Annotated in this window: 17 protein-coding genes; 9 read left to right on the top strand and 8 right to left on the bottom strand. The window is 62.2% G+C overall.

Annotated features, from left to right (window positions below):
• Nucleotides 1-7: 7 nt before the first annotated feature.
• Nucleotides 8-1150 carry an isobutyryl-CoA dehydrogenase gene (locus tag M728_RS18780; RefSeq protein WP_026621375.1) on the bottom strand — a complete coding sequence of 381 codons (1143 nt, stop codon included), beginning with the start codon at nucleotides 1148-1150 and terminating at the stop codon, nucleotides 8-10.
• A 126-nt stretch (nucleotides 1151-1276) separates the two neighbouring features.
• Complete coding sequence (locus M728_RS18775; RefSeq protein ID WP_026621374.1) at nucleotides 1277-2695, bottom strand: short-chain fatty acyl-CoA regulator family protein; 1419 nt, start codon at nucleotides 2693-2695, stop codon at nucleotides 1277-1279.
• A 140-nt stretch (nucleotides 2696-2835) separates the two neighbouring features.
• Between M728_RS18775 and M728_RS18770 the strand changes: the two genes are divergently transcribed.
• The 6 genes from M728_RS18770 to M728_RS18745 all read left to right on the top strand — a co-directional run bounded on the left by M728_RS18770 (nucleotide 2836) and on the right by M728_RS18745 (nucleotide 10506).
• Nucleotides 2836-4368, top strand: coding sequence for an acyl-CoA carboxylase subunit beta (locus tag M728_RS18770; RefSeq protein WP_026621373.1), 1533 nt, complete (start codon nucleotides 2836-2838; stop codon nucleotides 4366-4368).
• An 11-nt stretch (nucleotides 4369-4379) separates the two neighbouring features.
• Nucleotides 4380-4667, top strand: coding sequence for a hypothetical protein (locus tag M728_RS18765; RefSeq protein WP_026621372.1), 288 nt, complete (start codon nucleotides 4380-4382; stop codon nucleotides 4665-4667).
• Nucleotides 4668-4696: 29 nt separating this feature from the next.
• A complete protein-coding gene (locus M728_RS18760) occupies nucleotides 4697-6700 on the top strand; it encodes an acetyl/propionyl/methylcrotonyl-CoA carboxylase subunit alpha (RefSeq protein WP_026621371.1) in 2004 nt (667 codons plus the stop codon).
• A gap of 176 nt (nucleotides 6701-6876) precedes the next feature.
• The gene (scpA, locus tag M728_RS18755; protein WP_026621370.1) at nucleotides 6877-9015 is read left to right on the top strand and encodes a methylmalonyl-CoA mutase; all 2139 of its coding nucleotides are present in this window, start codon (nucleotides 6877-6879) and stop codon (nucleotides 9013-9015) included.
• A gap of 134 nt (nucleotides 9016-9149) precedes the next feature.
• Nucleotides 9150-9740, top strand: a complete 591-nt coding sequence (locus M728_RS18750; protein ID WP_026621369.1) for a VOC family protein — start codon at nucleotides 9150-9152, stop codon at nucleotides 9738-9740.
• Nucleotides 9741-9792: 52 nt separating this feature from the next.
• Complete coding sequence (locus tag M728_RS18745) at nucleotides 9793-10506, top strand: glutathione S-transferase family protein (RefSeq protein WP_026621368.1); 714 nt, start codon at nucleotides 9793-9795, stop codon at nucleotides 10504-10506.
• A gap of 16 nt (nucleotides 10507-10522) precedes the next feature.
• Here M728_RS18745 and M728_RS18740 read toward each other — a convergent pair whose 3' ends face one another.
• Nucleotides 10523-11149 carry a hypothetical protein gene (locus M728_RS18740; RefSeq protein ID WP_026621367.1) on the bottom strand — a complete coding sequence of 209 codons (627 nt, stop codon included), beginning with the start codon at nucleotides 11147-11149 and terminating at the stop codon, nucleotides 10523-10525.
• A 32-nt stretch (nucleotides 11150-11181) separates the two neighbouring features.
• Nucleotides 11182-12576 (bottom strand): selenium-binding family protein, encoded by a 1395-nt coding sequence (locus tag M728_RS18735; RefSeq protein ID WP_026621366.1) that lies wholly within the window; start codon nucleotides 12574-12576, stop codon nucleotides 11182-11184.
• A gap of 119 nt (nucleotides 12577-12695) precedes the next feature.
• Between M728_RS18735 and M728_RS18730 the strand changes: the two genes are divergently transcribed.
• The gene (locus M728_RS18730; protein ID WP_026621365.1) at nucleotides 12696-12992 is read left to right on the top strand and encodes a DUF1905 domain-containing protein; all 297 of its coding nucleotides are present in this window, start codon (nucleotides 12696-12698) and stop codon (nucleotides 12990-12992) included.
• Nucleotides 12993-13191: 199 nt separating this feature from the next.
• Here the strand turns inward: M728_RS18730 and M728_RS18725 are convergent, their stop codons facing one another.
• Both M728_RS18725 and choX read right to left on the bottom strand, forming a co-directional pair.
• Nucleotides 13192-14007 (bottom strand): alpha/beta fold hydrolase, encoded by an 816-nt coding sequence (locus M728_RS18725; RefSeq protein ID WP_084044576.1) that lies wholly within the window; start codon nucleotides 14005-14007, stop codon nucleotides 13192-13194.
• Nucleotides 14007-14945, bottom strand: a complete 939-nt coding sequence (choX, locus tag M728_RS18720) for a choline ABC transporter substrate-binding protein (protein WP_026621363.1) — start codon at nucleotides 14943-14945, stop codon at nucleotides 14007-14009. The genes M728_RS18725 and choX overlap by 1 nt, the downstream gene beginning before the upstream one ends.
• Before the next feature lie 101 nt (nucleotides 14946-15046).
• Here choX and betI point away from each other — a divergent pair, with 101 nt between their 5' ends.
• Nucleotides 15047-15640: a transcriptional regulator BetI gene (gene betI / locus M728_RS18715; RefSeq protein WP_370906493.1), complete on the top strand. Its 594-nt coding sequence runs from the start codon at nucleotides 15047-15049 to the stop codon at nucleotides 15638-15640.
• Nucleotides 15641-16429: 789 nt separating this feature from the next.
• On the opposite strand, the gene M728_RS18710 is transcribed toward betI, so the two are convergent.
• On the bottom strand, nucleotides 16430-16903 hold the full coding sequence (locus M728_RS18710; RefSeq protein ID WP_026622277.1) for an Lrp/AsnC family transcriptional regulator: 474 nt from the start codon (nucleotides 16901-16903) through the stop codon (nucleotides 16430-16432).
• 114 nt (nucleotides 16904-17017) lie between these two features.
• Between M728_RS18710 and M728_RS18705 the strand changes: the two genes are divergently transcribed.
• On the top strand, nucleotides 17018-17566 hold the full coding sequence (locus M728_RS18705; protein ID WP_026622278.1) for an alpha/beta hydrolase: 549 nt from the start codon (nucleotides 17018-17020) through the stop codon (nucleotides 17564-17566).
• 401 nt (nucleotides 17567-17967) lie between these two features.
• Here the strand turns inward: M728_RS18705 and M728_RS18700 are convergent, their stop codons facing one another.
• The gene (locus M728_RS18700) at nucleotides 17968-19137 is read right to left on the bottom strand and encodes an aldose epimerase family protein (protein WP_084044637.1); all 1170 of its coding nucleotides are present in this window, start codon (nucleotides 19135-19137) and stop codon (nucleotides 17968-17970) included.
• Nucleotides 19138-19266: the final 129 nt, after the last annotated feature.

The raw sequence follows: 19266 nt of genomic DNA, 5'->3' as shown, positions 1-19266 counted from the left end.
ATCCTTCCTATTTCCGTCCCATGATGGCGCGCGACACGATCAGCCGCATGATCTCGTTGGTGCCTTCGAGTATCTGGTGCACCCGCAGGTCCCTGACAATCTTCTCGATGCCATAGTCGGCGAGATAGCCGTAGCCGCCATGCAATTGCAGCGCGTCGTTGGCAACGGCAAAGCAGCGATCTGTGACGAAGCGTTTGGCCATGGCGCAGAGCTTGGTCGCCTCCGGATCTCCGGCGTCGAGCGCGGCGGCCGCCCGCCAGAGGAAGGTGCGGGCGATTTCGAGGTCCGTCGCCATGTCGGCGAGACGGAACTGCAGCGCCTGGAATTCGCCGATGGCACGCCCAAAGGCACGCCGCTCCTGGACATAAGCGAGCGCCTTGTCGAACGCAGCCTGCGCGCCGCCGAGCGAGGCGGCGGCGATGTTGAGCCGGCCACCATCGAGGCCGGCCATGGCGATCTTGAAGCCTTCGCCCTCCGCTCCCAGCCGGTTCTCCGCCGGCACGCGGACATTGTCGAGCATCACTGCACGGGTCGGCTGGGCGTGCCAGCCCATCTTCTTCTCGTTGGCACCGAAAGTGAGGCCCGGCACATCCTTCTCGACGACGAAGGCGGAAATGCCCTTTGGCCCCTCCTCGCCGGTGCGCGCCATGACGATGTAGAGACCAGATTCGCCTGCGCCGGAAATGAACTGCTTCTGACCGGTCAGGAGATAGGCGTCACCGTCCCTCACCGCCTTGGTCTTGAGCGCTGCCGCGTCCGAGCCGGAACCGGGCTCCGTCAGGCAGTAGCTCGCGAGCGTCTCCATCGTTAAGAGCGGCGGAAGAAGCCGCTGGCGCTGCTCCTCCGTGCCATAGCGATCGATCATGCCGGCGCACATATTGTGGATCGAAACGAAGGAAGCGATCGATGGGCAGCCGGTTGCAAGCGCCTCGATGATCATCGCGGCGTCGAGGCGCGCCAAGCCCGTGCCGCCGATGTCGTCGCGGACATAGATGCCGGCCATTCCGAGCGCTGCGGCGGCCCGCAAAGTCTCTACCGGAAAATGCTTCTCCTGATCCCAATCGATCGCATGGGGCGCGAGCTCATCCCGCGCGAAATCGAACGCCACCGCGCGGATGGCTTGCTGCTCCTCCGACAGGCGAAAATCCATATGCTGTCCTCCCTGACCGGCATATTGATGCTGTGGCGCTGTAGTTACATCAAACATCGCACAGGCACAGACGCAAATTCTCACAGTATCTGTTCAAAAACGAACAGATCGAGAGAACGAGGCGGCTCACCTCTCGCTCAAACGATACGGCAGAGCGCCCCGCATGTCATGATCGACAATCAGCTTACGCTTCAATGGCGGCACGGCGCGGCTTGCACATTTGGTGCGCTCGCAGATGCGACAGGAGATGCCGATTGGATCGAAGGCGGCGCGGTTGCCGAGGTCCATGTCGTCGGCATAGACGAAGGCATCGGCATAGGAGATCTCGCAGCCAAGCGCGAGCGCGTAGCGTGGATGGGCGGCGCGGTAGCCGCCACCACCCTTGGTGATCTGGGTGGCGAGACAGAGGTAGCGCACCCCGTCCGGCGTCTCGGCGAGCTGGCGGATGATCCGGCCCGGTGTTTCGAAGGCCTGATGCACGTTCCAGAGCGGGCAGGCTGCGCCGAAACGAGCGAATTGCAGCTTGGCGGCGCTGTGGCGCTTGGTGATGTTACCCGCCCGGTCGATGCGCGCGAAGAAGATCGGTATGCCCTTCTGCCCCGGCCGCTGCAGCGTCGAAAGGCGGTGGCAGACCTGCTCCAGCGACGCGCCGAAACGGCCGGCAAGCAGCTCGATATCGTGGCGCAATTCGCGCGCGGCTTTCAGGAACGGTTGATAGGGCAGGACCAACGCGCCGGCGAAATAGTTCTGCAGGCCGATGCGGCAGATCTCGTAGGCCTCTTCCGTGCGAAAGCCGGCGCTTCCCGCCACCCGGTCGATCTCCTCGCGGGCGTGAAGCTGGGCAATCTGCAGCGCCAGCTGGAAGTCGCGCGTCGCCGCTGGGGCATAGGGGTTCAGGGTCAGGATGCGGGCGCGCGGATCGAAGCGGCGGATCGCCTCGTCGCCGGCCGCGCCCCGCACGACGCGCACGCCATGCCGCTCCTCGAGATAGCTCGCAAGTGCCGCGTGGTTGTCGCCATCGCCGAGGCCCAGCTCGCCTGCAAGCGCTTCGGCCACGGTGTCGATCTCGTGGATGTAGTTGTCGACGAAATGGAAGAAGTCGCGCACCTCCTCGTAAGGGGTCGTCTCGACAAAGGAGGCGCCGCGGCCGATGGTATCGTCGATGCTCGCGAGCTGTTCGCTGTTGCGCCGATAGGCCTGATGGCAGGCAATCAGCGCATGCGCCAGCCCCGGCGCGTTCTGGGCGACGAGCTTCAGTTCCTGCAGGCTCGGCGAATAGGTCTCGAACAAGGGGTCGCTCAAGGCCTCCGAAAGCGCCGACAGCAACCGGTCGCTTTCACCGGACGAGAGCTCGGCAATGTCGATCTGAAACTTCTCCGCGAGCGCCAGCAGCACTGCCGCGGAGACCGGCCGCTGGTTGTTCTCGATCTGGTTCAGGTAGCTCGTCGAGATGCCAATCCGCTCGGCGAACTGCCCCTGCGTCATCCGCTTCGCTTCCCGGAGGTCTCTGACTTTGCGGCCGATATAGAGCTTGCCGATCGCCATGTTCGCAACTTCGCAATTTACATTTCACATTTTTGTACATTCCACATTTGCACATCATCGGCTGTTTTGCCATCCAGTCTTCGGCGCTATTGCGAAGGCCGACAAGCCTCTGCACAATCAAATAAAACGGGAGGAGACCGATGCGCGCGATACTGGAACAGGTTGAGGCCCGCCGGGCCGAGGCTCGGGTCGGCGGCGGCGAGCGCCGTATCGCCGCACAGCACGGCAAGGGCAAGCTGACGGCCCGCGAGCGCATCGACGTGCTGCTCGACGAGGGCTCCTTCGAAGAATACGACATGTATGTCACGCACCGCTGCGTCGACTTCGGCATGGAGAACCAGAAGATCGCTGGCGACGGCGTCGTCACCGGCTGGGGCACGATCAACGGCCGGCAGGTCTATGTCTTTTCTCAGGACTTTACCGTGCTCGGCGGCTCGCTCTCCGAGACGCATGCCCAGAAAATCTGCAAGATCATGGACATGGCGGCGCGCAACGGCGCGCCGGTCATCGGTCTTAACGACTCCGGCGGCGCCCGCATTCAAGAGGGCGTCGCATCGCTTGCCGGTTATGCCGAGGTCTTCCGCCGCAACGCCGAGGTCTCCGGCGTCATCCCACAGATCTCGGTGATCATGGGGCCGTGCGCCGGCGGCGCGGTCTATTCGCCAGCCATGACCGACTTCATCTTCATGGTGCGCGATTCGTCCTACATGTTCGTGACCGGACCGGATGTCGTGAAGACGGTGACGAACGAGATCGTAACGGCGGAGGAGCTCGGCGGCGCGCGTACGCACACGACGAAATCCTCTGTCGCCGACGGCGCCTACGAGAACGACATCGAAGCGCTCGAGCACGTGCGGCTGCTCTTCGATTTCCTGCCCTTGAACAACCGCGAGAAGCCGCCGGTCCGGCCCTTCCACGACGATCCCGCGCGCATAGAGATGCGACTCGACAGCCTGATCCCGGACAGTGCCGCCAAGCCCTACGACATGAAGGAACTGATCCTCGCTATTGCCGACGAGGGCGACTTCTTCGAGCTGCAGGCGAGCTTCGCCCGCAACATCATCGTCGGCTTCATCCGCATCGAGGGCCAGTCGGTCGGCGTCGTCGCCAATCAGCCGATGGTGCTCGCCGGTTGCCTCGACATCGATTCGTCGCGGAAAGCGGCCCGCTTCGTGCGCTTCTGCGACGCCTTCTCGATTCCGATCCTGACGCTCGTCGATGTACCTGGCTTCCTGCCGGGCACGGCGCAGGAATATGGCGGCGTCATCAAGCACGGCGCCAAGCTGCTCTTCGCCTATAGCCAGGCGACCGTGCCCATGGTGACGCTGATCACGCGGAAAGCCTATGGCGGCGCCTATGACGTCATGGCTTCGAAGCACATCGGCGCCGACGTCAACTATGCCTGGCCGACGGCCGAGATTGCGGTGATGGGCGCCAAGGGCGCAACCGAGATCCTTTACCGCTCCGAACTCGACGACCCCGACAAAATCGCCGCGCGGACGAAGGAATACGAGGCGCGCTTCGCCAACCCCTTCGTCGCCGCCGAACGCGGCTTCATCGACGAGGTGATCATGCCGCACTCCTCGCGCCGCCGTATCGCCCGCGCCTTCGCTTCGCTGCGCAACAAGCAAGTCGAGACCCGCTGGCGCAAGCACGACACGATTCCGCTCTGACGGAGCGCGCCATGAGACCGGAGCCGAAAACAAAGATGACGCCTGAAGCCCGCCGCGATCATGGGCGGATGCTGCGCTACATGGCCCTCAACTGCCTTTACGGCGTGCTCGTCGGTGTGGCCACCGCTGGCGCGCTGATCTGGCTCGACATCGGCACGGTCGGCACACTGATCGCACGTTCAACCGATCCCCTGCTGGCTACAGCCACGGTGCTTGTCCCTTTCGCGCTTGTTTTTGGCGGCGCGGCGGCAGCCTCATCGATTGCCTTGCTGCCCTACCGGCGGAAATTCAGGCGCTGACGCGACGGAAAGGATTCAAAGAGAAACGTATGTTCAATAAAATCCTCATCGCCAATCGCGGCGAGATCGCCTGCCGCGTGATCCGCACCGCCAAGAAGCTCGGAGTTCCGACCGTCGCCGTCTATTCGGATGCCGACCGCGACGCCATGCATGTGCGCATGGCGGACGAGGCCGTCCATATCGGCCCCTCGCCCTCCAGCCAGTCCTATATCGTCATCGACAAGATCCTTGATGCGGTGCGCAATACCGGCGCGGATGCCGTCCATCCGGGCTATGGCTTCCTTTCCGAAAACGCCGCCTTCGCCAAGGCGCTGGAGAAGGAGGGCGTCACCTTCATCGGCCCGCCGGTCAAGGCAATCGAGGCGATGGGCGACAAGATCACCTCGAAGAAGCTGGCAGCGAAAGCCGGCGTCTCCACCGTTCCCGGCCATATGGGCCTGATCGAGGACGCCGACGAGGCGGTGCGGATTGCCTCCTCGATCGGCTTCCCCGTGATGATCAAGGCGTCGGCCGGCGGCGGCGGCAAGGGCATGCGGATTGCCTGGAACGAGCGCGAGGCGCGCGAGGGCTTCCAGTCGTCGAAGAACGAGGCGAAGAGCTCCTTCGGCGACGACCGCATCTTCATCGAGAAATTCGTGACCGAGCCGCGCCATATCGAGATTCAGGTGCTCGGCGACAAGCATGGCAATGTCCTCTATCTCGGCGAGCGGGAATGCTCGATCCAGCGGCGGAACCAGAAGGTCATCGAGGAGGCGCCCTCACCCTTCCTCGACGAGAAGACGCGCCGTGCCATGGGGGAGCAGGCGGTGGCACTTGCCAAGGCCGTCGGCTATCACTCGGCCGGCACGGTCGAATTCATCGTCGACGCGAAGCGCAATTTCTACTTCCTCGAAATGAACACCCGGCTGCAGGTAGAGCATCCGGTGACGGAGCTCGTCACCGGCCTCGATCTGGTCGAACAGATGATCCGCGTCGCCGCCGGCGAGAAACTCTCTTTCGGCCAGAAGGACGTGAAGCTCGACGGCTGGGCGATCGAAAGCCGGCTCTACGCCGAAGACCCCTACCGCAATTTCCTGCCGTCGATCGGCCGGCTGACGCGCTACCGGCCGCCGGAGGAAGGACGTCAGCAGGATGGCACCGTCATCCGCAACGACACCGGCGTCTTCGAAGGCGGCGAGATCTCGATGTACTACGATCCGATGATCGCCAAACTCTGCACCTGGGGGCCGGACCGGACGACGGCGGTCGAGGCGATGGCGGATGCGCTCGACGCTTTCGAGGTCGAGGGCATCGGCCACAACCTGCCCTTCCTTTCCGCCGTAATGCAGCAGGAGCGTTTCCGCGAGGGGCGGCTAACCACCGCCTATATCGCGGAGGAATTTGCCGACGGCTTCCGCAACGTGGAACCGGATGAGGTATCGGCGAGAAAGCTCGCCGCAGTGGCGGGGATCATCAACCAGGCGCTACAGGAACGCGCCAGCCGGATCTCCGGTACGATCGGCAACCATCGCCGCATTGTCGGCCACGAATGGGTGGCCCGCCTCGGCGAACGCGAATTCGAGCTGACGGTCGAAGCCTCGGCCGATGGCACCTACATCCGTTTCGCGGGCGGCGGCACCATTTCGGCCGCGACCGATTGGGTGCCGGGCCGCACGCTCGCCACCTTCAACATCGACAATCATCAAATGGCCGTGAAGGTCGATCTCGTCGGAACCGGAATCCGGCTGCGCTGGCGCGGGATCGACGTCATGGCGCGGGTGAGAAACCCGCGGGTCGCCGAGCTCGCCCGGCTGATGCCGAAGAAATCGCCGCCGGACACGTCGAAGATGCTGCTTTGCCCGATGCCGGGCGTCGTTACCTCGATCGCGGTCAAGGCGGGCGACACCGTCGAGGCAGGACAGGCGATCGCCGTCGTCGAGGCAATGAAGATGGAAAACATCCTAAGGGCGGAAAGGCGCGCGACGGTGAAACGCGTGGCGATCAATGCCGGCGCGAGCCTCGCGGTGGATGAACTGATCATGGAGTTCGAGTGATGGCGCAAGCCGGGCCCCTCATCTTTGCGGCTTGCCCCTCACCCTAGCCCTCTCCACGCGAGCAGGGAGAGGGGACTTGGGCGGCATATCCCTTCTCCCCGCGCGCAGGGAGAAGGTGGCGGCAGCCGGATGAGGGGCTCAACCTGCCGCGACTGGAATTTATTCGGAGTGGACCGATGACCGACAAAACCATCAAAGATTGGGAGGCCCTCGCCGAGAGGGAGTTGAAAGCCTCCCCCGAAAACCTCGTCTGGCACACGCCGGAAGGCATCGACGTGAGGCCGCTCTACACGCAGGACGACCTTGCCGGCATTGGCGATCTCGGCTCGCTGCCCGGCTTCGAACCCTTCGTGCGCGGCCCACGCGCGACCATGTATGCGGGCCGCCCCTGGACGATCCGTCAATATGCCGGCTTCTCGACGGCGGAGGCCTCGAACGCCTTCTACCGCCGAAACCTTGGCGCCGGTCAGCAGGGTGTCTCCGTCGCCTTCGACCTCGCCACCCACCGCGGCTATGACAGCGATCACCCGCGCGTCGAGGGCGACGTCGGCAAGGCGGGGGTCGCGATCGACTCGGTCGAGGACATGAAAATCCTCTTCGACGGCATCCCGCTCGAAAAAATCTCCGTCTCGATGACCATGAACGGCGCGGTGATCCCGATCCTCGCCTCCTTCATCGTCGCCGGCGAGGAACAGGGTGTCCCGCGCGAAAAACTTTCCGGGACCATCCAGAACGACATCCTCAAGGAGTTCATGGTCCGCAACACCTATATCTACCCGCCGGAACCCTCGATGCGGATCGTCGCCGACATCATCGAATATACGGCGAAGGAGATGCCGAAGTTCAATTCGATCTCGATCTCCGGCTATCACATGCAGGAGGCCGGTGCGACGCTCATACAGGAGCTTGCCTTCACCCTTGCCGACGGGCGCGAATATGTGCGCGCGGCGCTCGCCAAAGGCTTGAACGTCGATGATTTTGCCGGGCGGCTCTCCTTCTTCTTCGCAATCGGCATGAACTTCTTCATGGAGGCGGCGAAGCTGCGCGCCGCGCGGCTCCTCTGGACGCGGATCATGAAGGAGTTCAAACCCGAGAAGGCGTCCTCGCTGATGCTCCGGACCCATTGCCAGACCTCGGGTGTCTCGCTTGCCGAGCAGGATCCCTACAACAACATCATCCGCACCGCCTTCGAGGCGATGTCGGCGGTGCTCGGCGGCACGCAGTCGCTTCACACCAATTCCTTCGACGAGGCGATCGCGCTGCCGACGGACTTCTCCGCCCGCATCGCCCGCAACACGCAACTGATCCTGCAGCATGAGACCGGGGTGACGAAGGTCGTCGATCCGCTCGCCGGCTCCTATTACGTCGAAAGCCTGACGAACGAACTTGCTGAAAAAGCCTGGGCGCTGATCGAGGAAGTGGAAGCGCTCGGCGGCATGACCAAGGCGGTCAATGCCGGCCTGCCGAAGCGGTTGATCGAGGAGGCGGCGACGCGGCGTCAGGCGGCGGTCGACCGTGGCGAGGAGGTCATCGTCGGCGTCAACAAGTATCGGCTCGAAAACGAGCACCCGATCGACATTCTCCAGATCGACAATGGCGCAGTCCGAACCGCACAGATCAAGCGCATCGAGGAGACCAAACGTCGCCGCGACTCGCAGAAGGCTACGGAGACACTGAGGGCACTCACAGAAGTGGCGAGAAGTGGCAAGGGCAATCTGCTTGCTGCGGCGATCGAGGCGGCACGGGCGCGTGCGACCGTCGGCGAAATCTCCGATGCGATGCGTGAGGCCTTCGGCGACTACACCGCCGTCCCGGAAGTCGTCACCGACATTTACGGCAAGGCCTATGAAGGCGACCCGGAGATTGGCGTGCTCTCCGAGCGGCTCGGCGAGGTAACGAAGCGGCTCGGTCACAAGCCGAAGGTCATGGTGGCGAAGCTCGGCCAGGACGGTCACGACCGCGGCGCCAAGGTGATCGCATCGGCCTTCAGCGATATCGGCTTCGATGTCGTCGCCGGCCCTCTGTTCCAGACGCCGGAAGAAGCGGCCGACCTGGCGCTCGCCGAAGAGGTGACCGTCGTCGGCGTCTCTTCGCTCGCCGCCGGCCACAAGACGCTGATGCCGCAACTGGCGCAAGCGCTGAAGAAGCGCGGCGGCGAGGACATCATCGTCGTCTGCGGCGGCGTCATTCCGCGGCAAGATTATCAGTATCTGATGGATAACGGCGTCTCCGTCATCTTCGGGCCCGGCACCCATGTGCTCGATGCCGCCCGCGCGGTGCTCGACCTCATCGAAGGCAAGCGGCGGAACGTCTGAACCCCGCATTGGCGCTTGCCTTCTCTCGCGCAGGGGAGAGAATTGGAGAGAGCCGCACGCCACGGACGGACCGGAGAAGGCCACGGGTGACTGCGACGGATCCTGCGTGGGAGATCAAATCCGGGAGGACGGCAATGCGGAAGCTGCAATCGCAGGGAGTCCATCACATCACCTTGGTGGGCGCGGACCGCCAGACATCGATCGACTTCTGGGAGGGCATTCTCGGCATGCCCTTCGTCTTCGAGCAGCCGAATCTCGACAGAGCGTCGGAAAGCCATCTCTATTTCGATCCGGGCGACGGGCGGCTGATCACCGTCTTCACCGACGAGAACCGCAAACCCGACCCGAAACGCACCTCGACGGACATCGGTTGCGTGCATCACATCGCCTTCGCCGTCTCGCGCGCCACGTTCCAACAGGCGGTCGAGCGTTTGACCGAGCGGGAGATCAAGCATAGCGGCGTCAAGGATCGCGGCTTCATGGATTCGATCTATTTCGAAGACCCGCTCGGCCTCCTGATCGAGCTCGCCTCCTATCGATTCGAGCCGCCGGCCGGCCACAGCCATGCCGAGGTGCTGATGGAGGCGCACAAGATCCGCCTCGCCCGCGGCGACTACGCAATCGCCGAAGTGCATCTCGCCGATGCGATCGAGGCGCTGATCGAGCGCTCGCGACTGACGCTGTCGGCCGATCGGTCGCCGAAGGACCCATATGGATCGCCATGAGTCCAGTTCGTTCGGTTTCATGGCGATTGCAACGGAAGAAGGGAGAGCAGAAATGGCCCCGATAAAACTCAACGTGATCAAGCCGAGCGTCAACAATATGACCGTTCGCGTGTTCTTGCGGGCGGCAAATCTCGACTTCATCGAGCACGATGTCTACGGCCAGACACGCTCGGCCGAATATCTGGCGCGTTGCCCCTCGCATCTGACGCCGATGATCGAAATGAGCGATCTGCCCAGGGGAGCGCTGTGGGAGAGCTGCGCGATCATGCAGTATCTCTGCAACAAGCACGGGCTCGACGACTTCTATCCGAAGAATCCCGAAAAGCGCGCGATGATCGACAGCGCCATGTTCTACCTGATCGGGACTTTCTATCCGCACCTCGCCCGCGCCACCTATCCCATCCTTAGGTTCCCGCAATATCCAGGCGAAGTCGGCTACAGCGAGGCCGACCATGACGCCAAGGAGCAGGCGCGCAAGGCTGCTGCAGACGCGCTCGCCGAACCGCTCGAGGTCTTCCACACGTTCTATATGTCCGGAAAACCGTTCATCGGCGGCGACAAGCCGTCGATCGCCGATATCCGTCTTGCCGCGACCCTCGAGTTTCTCGAGGTGATCGATTATCCGCTGCCCGCCTGGGCAACCACCTACATGGAGACGATGGAAAGGTCCCTGGGCAGCGCCTATTCCGAACCCGCCGCCGACGTGCGCGGCTATATCGACTATGTGAGGGCCCAGAGGCAGGAGGAGCTGACGGGGATCGCATGAGCAAGACCGCGGTGGGTCACGAAGCTAGGAGAATGAGGCCGGTCGCGCCGAGCGCCAGCGTCCAGAGCCGATCGAAATTGAACCATGTGGAGCGCAACACGGCAAGACCGAGCCATGCGTAGATGACGAGCGCAATCGCCGCGATCACGGCGAGCATCGCGGCGGTATGGACGGCCACTGCGGCAAGCGATACCGAAAGGGAGCTGGTCGTTCCGGCGGCAGCGCTCTGATCGGCGAGGCAGAGGCTCAGGACCGCCGGCACGAGCATCAGCCCCGCCCCGTGGCTCGTCGACATCAGAAAGGACCAGAGCGCGAGTCCCGCCATGCCGGTTCGCATGCCGACGGTCACGCGATGGCGGTGTCCGTAAAGCCCGTAATAGCCGGCAAGCGCGAGAATGAACACGGCAGCCGCGAGTTGCAGGCTACGCAAATCCATGACCGTTCCGAACACAACGACCGCGGCCAAGACAAGCGTAATGGAAGCCGCGTGACCGGCGGCGATCGGCACGAGGGACAGCCAGACGAGCCGCGCGCTTTGCCCGTGAAGCCCGAGCGCCACCGCGAAGAGCCAGCCCATCGCCGGGTTGGCACCATGGAACGCGCCGAGGCCGGCGAGCGAGAGCCAGGGCCAGATGCTGGTCATCCGTTTCCTTGCGTCCGCACGGACCCGCTCCCTTAAGGATAGCAATAGGAATCGGACGAGCAGTCGCCGCCTTCGAGCCGCACCTGATGCGGGCGGTGACCCTTCGGCCAATCGACGAAAAAGTTCTCGTCGAAGGCAATTCCGCCATCGTCGCCGACGTCGAGCTTCACCATCCAGCCGTCGATACCCTCCGGATAAAATTGCGGGTCGATCGCGCCGTAAAGCGAATTGGTGAAATAGACCCGTTTGCCGTCGCGGCTGATTTCCACCATCTGCGGCCCGCCATTGAGCGCGCCGTTCGCTGCCTTCGGGTGGCTCGCACGCGAGACGATCCCGCCGACCCGCACGCGACCCGCCTCCCTTGGCGCCAGGGGATCGGAGACGTCGTACTGGATCATGTCGCCGGTCCCCCAGCAGGAGACGTAGAGAAAGCGATCGTCCATCGAGAGATCGATATCGGTCACCAGCGGAGGAACGGCTTTGAAGCCCTTGAGCAACGGTGGCAGGAGGTCCGGGTCGGCAGGCTCCGCCGGGATCTCGACCACCTTCTTGACCGCCCAACTGTCGCCTTCGCGATACCAGGTCCAGATCGATGCCGATAGATCCTTGAGGCTGATGACGCAGCCGACGAAACCATAGGCCTTCGTGGGATCATGGGCCGGCCGCAGTTCGAAGACGAGCTGATGCTCCTCGCCGAAATCGATCTCTTGCACGTGCTTGCGCTTGTGCAGATCCCAGAAATGCAGCCTGCGGCCATATTTCGAGCCGAGAAGCACTTCGGGAACGAGGCCGTTCTCGAACGTATCCGGTGTGCCCCATTCGCTGGTAATCATCGTGTCGTGGCCAAGATGCCACCAGAAATCATAGGCGAGTTTCTGCGGGCCGCGGTCCATCTCCCATTGGCCAAGCACGTCAAAACTGTCGTGGTCGAGCAGGAAGATGCCGCCGGGCGCCTTGCCGTCACGATCGGCAAGGGCGTTGACGTAAATCCCCTCGGGCCCGCAATGAGTCGTGTGCAGCCGCGAATAATTGGCCTTTTCGGCTATTTCCGACGGCTCGATGACACGGACGATCTGCGGTTTCCTCGGGTCCGGCTTCGTATCGATGATGTGCAGCCGCGACGATCTGAGCCCCGGCACCACGAGATAGCGGCGCTCGACATGCGGATGCGGCGCATTCGGACACAGGCATGACGAACAGGCGTTCCAGCCGAAGTGATGCAGCTCGTCACCGACATTCGGCATGTCCACCTGCCCGACGATCTGCGAATAGGTCGAAGATGCGGGATCGACATCGACGACGGCGATTGCGTCGGGCCTCGTCCGGTCCGGGTCGAAGGCGGCGACATAGGCAAGGGTCTCTTTCGGAGCCTTTGCAGCCATTCGCGGAGATGGATAGAAGGAGGGATCGGGTCGCCACGTCGCCATTTCTATACCCCCTCGGGATACAATGCGTGGATCCTGATGCAGGATTAACAGATGCGGCAAAAAGTCGTCGGAAATGGGGCGGTTTTGCCTTGTTCCAAAGGTCGCAAAGCGAGGACCAGGTGACGGGATTCGAGTTCGATGCAGAGCTGTGGCTCTATCCGGGAAAGGGCGGCTGGCACTTCGTCACCGTGCCCCCGGATATCGCCCGGCAGATCAGGGTCACAGCCGAACCGAAAACGCGCGGCTGGGGGAGCGAGCCGGTCATCGCGCGCACCGGCAAGACCCAATGGACAACCTCGATCTTCCCGGACAAGGCCTCGGGCTCGTTTCTCCTACCGGTAAAGGCGGAGGTTCGGCGACTGGAGAAACTTGCGGCCGGTGAAACCATCCGGATTCACCTGATCCTGGGCGGTTAATGCTGGGTGATGAAACTTTGAAGCCCTTTTTCGCCTCGTTGTGAAAAGTTGATGTCGGAGCCGAAGTACCGGTTTCGACCCATTGCAGAAATCGGGCTTCACGTGCCGAACGACAAAAAAGTACGCTCTGCAGACGTCCGACGATAGCACCTGAGCATTGCACCCGTTGCGCTTTGTGCCGGAGATCTGATGGCCGCGGCTAGACTATTCTTGCTTCCGCGAGAAACGGCAGCATAAGCGCTGAAACTCTCTGCGGGTCTTCCCAATGCGGATTATGTCCATACCCGTCGAGTGTGACGGATCGCACAGAGGGGAATGCCCGGGCAAGTGCCTCACGATGCGAGCCGTCAAAGAGCGGATCCGTCGAGCCACCGATACAAAGCACCGGCGCGGGGACCCGCATGGCGCTGCGCCGGAGATCGGTGTCAGCGAAGCCATCCAGGATGCCATGCCAGACGGCCGCCGGCATCCCCGCTGCGTCCATCCTCATCTTCGACAGAAATTCGGGGTCCACAGGTCGGCTGCAGGAATACCAGTCACGGAGAAATTGCCCTGAGGGGTCTATCGGATCGCGAAGTGCGCAGATTTCGCGCGAAAGTGGGCTGCTGCCAAAATCCGGCCTCAGGCTTGCAGACAGAAGCACGAGCGCGCTCACGTCATTCCGACGCCGAGCGGCAAGCTCGATCGCTGTCATGGCGCCCATGGAATGGCCGATCACAGCAAGCTGCGAGAGGCCCAAGAACGCCAGAAACCGATCAATGCTCGCGGCAAAATCACTGACGCGCATGGCGTCGCCCATAGCGGAGGCACCGTGTCCGGGAAGATCGGGAATGATCAGACGGTAGCCGGCAAGAAAGGGCTCAAGCGCGCAAAAGCTGCGACTGGTGTCAGAAAAGCCGTGCAGCAGCAGAAGCGTAGGGCCGCTTCCACCGCTGTCGACGAAAGCGATCGGCCTTCCTCCCGGCAATTCGACGCGCCGCTTGCGGCGATGCCAATCGTTCTCAAGGCTACACATCATAGGCCGAGCGCGGTCTTCACCGCGGCGAGGCCCGCTTGGCCGTCGAAAGTCGACACCCGGGCCAGCCAGGTTTCCAGCCGCTTTGGCTCGTCTTTTATCGATTTCAGAGCGGCCTCTTCCGGTTCCAGTCCATCGTTCATGATGTAGGACATGCCGCGGTTCTCGTACTCGACATCGAAAACGAGGTTGTTCAAGAGCTTCGCGACGTTGGGGCACTCCTGTAGGTAGCCCTGGCGCACTTGGGTGGATACCGTTGCCGCACCGAAATTCGGACCATAGAACTTGTCGCCGCCGGTCAGATACTTCATGTCGAAGACGGTGTTCATCGGGTGCGGGGCCCAACCCTGGAAAACGATGAACGACTTGTCGCGTGTCCGGCGGGTCACTTCCGAAAGCATGCCCTGCTCGCTCGACTCCACCACTTCCCACTCCTCAAGGCCGAGGGCCGGGTCCTTGATCGCGTCGAGCATCAGTTGGTTCGAGCCGGGCTCGATGCCGTAGAGCTTCCGTTCGAATTTATCGGCAAACTTTCGTAGGTCGGAAAAATCCCTGACGCCCGCTTCCCAGACGTAAGTGGGAACGGCGAAGGTGTATTTCGCACCCTCAAGATTGGTCCGAACCGTCTCGACCGACCCATCCTCTTTGTACGGCTTGTAGTAGGCGACCATGGCAGGGTCCCAGTAGCCGAGAAACACGTCGAGGTCCTTGCTCTTCAGGCTCGTGTAGATGACGTCGATACCAAGAAGCTGGCTCTTGGCCTCGTAACCCAGCGCCTTCAGCAAGATCAGACCCACCCCGGTTGTAAAGGCAAGATCATTCCACCCCGGCTCGGCCATGCGCACGGTTTTGCAGCTTTCCGGCTCTGCCGCAAACACAGGGGCGGCAATGGCAAGGAGGGCAAGCGCCGCAGTCCCCGCTTTCAAAGATCGTTTCATCGTATTCCCCTTTTATCCCATCGGTCATTTTATTATCCCATGGGTCAATTATTGATCTTTCCGGAAAGTTGTCAAATGTGGACGAAAGTGAGGGCGCGCAAATGAGACTGACCAAAATTAGCGATATCCGAAAACGTGAACTCAGACGGGCGGCGTTCGAGGTCCTGCAGCGCGAAGGCATGGCGGGGGCAACGCTGGAGAAGGTCGCCGCTCACGCAGGCGCATCAAAGGGCATCGTCCTGCACTACTTCGCCAACAAGCAGGAGCTGTTTGAGCATGCGATGCGCGAGGCCAATGCGGCGCTGAAGGATGCCGTGGTGGCGCGCTTGAACCGGGCCACCACCCTGTTAGAGCGACTGGAAGCGATCATTGAAGGCAACTTCGAGGACCGCTTCTTCCAGCCGTCCATCTGCCATGCCTGGCTATCGCTCTGCGCCGAGGTGCCGCGGGAACCGCAGCTAGCGCGCATCCAAAAAGTAATTCATGCGCGGATGCGATCAAATCTCATGTCGGCACTGGTTCATCTTCTGCCAGAGGACGATTGCGACGCCGCCGTTCTTGGTATTACCGCGCTAATCGACGGGCTGTGGCTGCGACTAGGTCTGCAGTCGGAGGGCCTGACACGTGAAGATGCACTTCGCCAGATGCGCGACTATCTTTCTCATCGGCTGCCCTCCGTCGCCGCATCAGGGTGAGTCGACCATCTCTAAGCCTGCACGCGAAGGCGGAATAAACGTTCTGGATCCCCCCGACTCTTCTGCAGCGCCGCTAACGTGAAAAATCGACCCTTTCCGATTGTACAGACGTCTCCGCCGCTGCTGCTGCCGGGGACACGGCAACTTTCGAGGCCTGGTGGGCATTTTCCGCGGGAAAGGCCAACGGCTTCATGTTTCTGGCGTTGGCCGTTGCCGTGATCGCCGGCAAAGAGGCGCAGACCGCTACCGAACCACGCCGGCCTGGGCATCGTACATCGCAGTCGTCGCCGGAATTGGAGCCTTCCTCGGCTGGCCCCTGGGTATGTGGTTCGGAGTCACCCTGGGCAGCTTCATCTGGGTGGCGGCATCACTGGTGATGTCGCTGTGGACACTTTGGTTCGGCCTGGGTTTAGCGCGGACCAAGATCGGACTGCGGCCTCACAATGGGGGGGGAAATCGAGCCAGTAGCGGGAGCGTAGCGAGCGACCCGCTCGCTGACCGCGGCGGCGGCGGGATGGATCGCTTCACGCCGTTGAAACTGCCTCGGCGCGCGAATTGCTGAGTGGACCATATGCTTGCAGTTGGCGCGATAAAGCCGCTCCAGCAGCCGGAGCGAAAGGCAAGATTTCCGCATTGCTGCCATTCGGCGCTTTACACAGCAACTTCCGGACTCCACCCTCTCGTGACGCTGATGAAGGCGTACTCTCGACCCATTGCTGCCGTTTGAGCAGCGGTCACAGCTTGCCTCCGGGCTAGGCTCTGCTCGTTGACTGAGGCATGCTCTGAGGGTTAGAGCCGCTGGACAAGCTCGCGTCCGATCAATTTGGGCGGCTCGCTCCGCAGCACGAGAGATGTGGTGACCGCACCGAAGCGCGCAATGGAATCGACGATCGTCTCCAGCTCTCCCGGTGACGGGACCAGCACCTTCAGTAGAAAGCAGTCCTCACCCGTCAGCCGCAACACCTCGATGACCTGCGGCATTTCGGAAAATTGTTTCAGGCACGCGCGAATGTGTTCATGAGTTGTGCGCAGCCGGACGACCGCCATCATTCCTAATCCAAGGGTGGCGGGATCGATCCGGGCGCTGTAGCCGACAATGATTCCCCTCTCCTCGAGGCGCTTCACCCTTTCCGACGTTGCTGGCTGCGACAGGCCGATTTTGCGCCCGAGCTCGGAGATCGCAATTCGGCCGCTCTCCTGCAGCGCCTCGATGATTGCAATGTCGGTCGGATCCAGAGGGGAATGATTATGTCGAGTGAGCAAGGCATTTGACCTTTAATCTATCGGGATTCAGCCACGTTTTCCGATAATTCCCCATTCGGTGCGGCGATGGAAGCTGCCATCTTTCGATCTACCCAATAGAATAGGAGTGAACGCATGGCCGAAATCATTGTCCTGCCCGGCATCGGCGGCTCGGGAGAGACGCATTGGCAGACTTTTTGGGAGCGTGCAAATCCACGCGCACGGCGTTTTCAACCCGAGAGCTGGGATCAGCCGGACTTGGTCGACTGGATCGAAGCGCTGGACCGCGCCGTCGCCGCCGCAGACGAACCGCCGCTGCTGGTTGCGCATAGTCTCGCCTGCCTTCTGGTGGGCCATTGGCAGCGCGCCTCTTCTCTTGCTGTGGCAGGGGCGTTTCTCGTCTCCGTGCCCGATCCGCAATCCGAGGCCTTTCCGGCAGCGGGGGCCGCATTCGCCGCTGTGCCCGAGGGCAGGTTCCGTTTTCCCTCGCTGATCGTCGCAAGCTCCGATGATCCCTATGGCGAGATCGAGTATGCCAGGACAAGGGCGGCACAGTGGGGCAGCGGCATTGTCGAGGTCGGCGCACTCGGACACATCAACAGCCGCAGCGGGCTTGCGGACTGGCCAAGCGGCTTGGTCCTCTTTCGGGCCTTTGCAGCGGGGACCAAATGCATGGAAGGGTGAGACCTACAGATACTGATGGTCGCGAGAGTGGACCAATCGACACCCATAATGCGTTAGCTGAAAGCTCACTTTCCACCCTTCTGCGTCTTTCGGGGAACGTGAAAAATCGACCCCTTTCGGACCTACACGGCGATCTGCCTGAAGGTCTGGTTAGTTGGGGTCAACGCACTTTGCGGATGGAAAGCAGCAGGCGTTCGCGCGTTTTGTCGGGAGACGCCGCGTGTAGCGCCGGGCCGTGCAGGACAGAGCGCCAGCACAAAAAAGCTAAGGCCCCGGAACCGCTGCTTTACCTCCCATAACGGCGGCTGAAGCTTCAGCGTCGCCTCGATCGAACGCTCGTCGCCCATAATCTCCGATGAGTGACCCGTCAGTTCAGCAACCAGGAAAGGATGCACCTCTAGCTACGAGGCATCGGTGGAGAACTTGTGTATCGTAGTCGATTTCAGCGTTTCGCCCGGTTTCAACACCGTCGTCGGAAAAGACGGCTTGTTCGGCGAATCCGGAAAGCGCTGCGTCTCGAGGCAGAAGCCGTCGGTCTGGCGGTATTGCTGACCGGCCGGGCCGACGAGCGTCGAATCGAGGAAGTTGCCGCTGTAGAACTGGACGCCGGGCTCGGTGGTCGAGATCTCCATGATCCGGCCCGAGCGCGGTTCGTAGACGCGCGCGGCGAGCGAAAGCCCACTGCCCGACCGGTTCAGCACGTAGTTGTGATCGTATCCGCGACCATGGACCAGCTGCGGGTCGTTCGAGCGGATGCGTGCGCCGATCGGCATTCCTTGGCGGAAGTCGAACGGCGTGCCGGTCACCGAGGCGAGCTGCCCGGTCGGGATCAAGGTGGCATCGACCGGCGTGTAGCGATCGGCGTTGATCGTGAGGATGTGATCGTCGATCCCGCCCGTGCCGTCGCCTGCGAGATTGAAGTAGGAATGGCTAGTGAGGTTAACGACGGTCGGTTTGTCCGTCGTCGCTTCGTAGTCGATGCGCAGTTCGTTGTCGTTGGTGAGGGTATAGACGACCCGGACCGTGAGCGTGCCGGGATAGCCCTCCTCGCCATCCTTGCTCGTGTAGCTGAGGCGCGCTGCTGCGCCGCTCGCGCCGCCTACCGGCTCGACCGCCCAGACAACCTTGTCGAAGCCTTTCGTGCCGCCATGCAGGCTGTTCGGCCCGTTATTGGCGGCGAGCTGGTACTGCGTGCCGTCGAGCATGAACTTCGCGCCACCAATGCGATTGCCGTAGCGCCCGATCAGTGCGCCGAAATAGGGATTCTTGGATTCGTAGTCGGCAAGTTCCTTGAAACCGAGGACGATGTTGTCGAGCTTGCCCCAGCGGTCGGGCACGTTGATCGCCGTGATGATGCCGCCATAGGCGATGAACTTGACGGACGCGCCTCTGTCGTTGGTGAGCGTGTAGAGATTGACGGCTTTGCCGTCCTGAGTGTTTCCGAATGGGGTCTCGTCCATAGAGCCGGCTCCAGCGCTGGTTCCCTCCAGCAGCACACCTATGCCGAGCACGGCCGCACCGAGAACTGACTTATGCCAGGTACGCCATATGTCGGGATCGATCCGCGTCATGGTTTCCTCCCTTGATAGGCCCCAAGCCGCCCGGAAGACCAATTCTAAACTCGTCGGGCTATCAAGGTAAGCGCGTCCTGGTAGAGGTTGTGCAACAGCACAGTGCTTGAAAGCATGTGTCGGCTGCCG

Source organism: Ensifer sp. WSM1721 (assembly GCF_000513895.2).
Lineage (GTDB): Bacteria > Pseudomonadota > Alphaproteobacteria > Rhizobiales > Rhizobiaceae > Sinorhizobium.
This window is presented reverse-complemented; position numbering and strand designations above follow the sequence as displayed.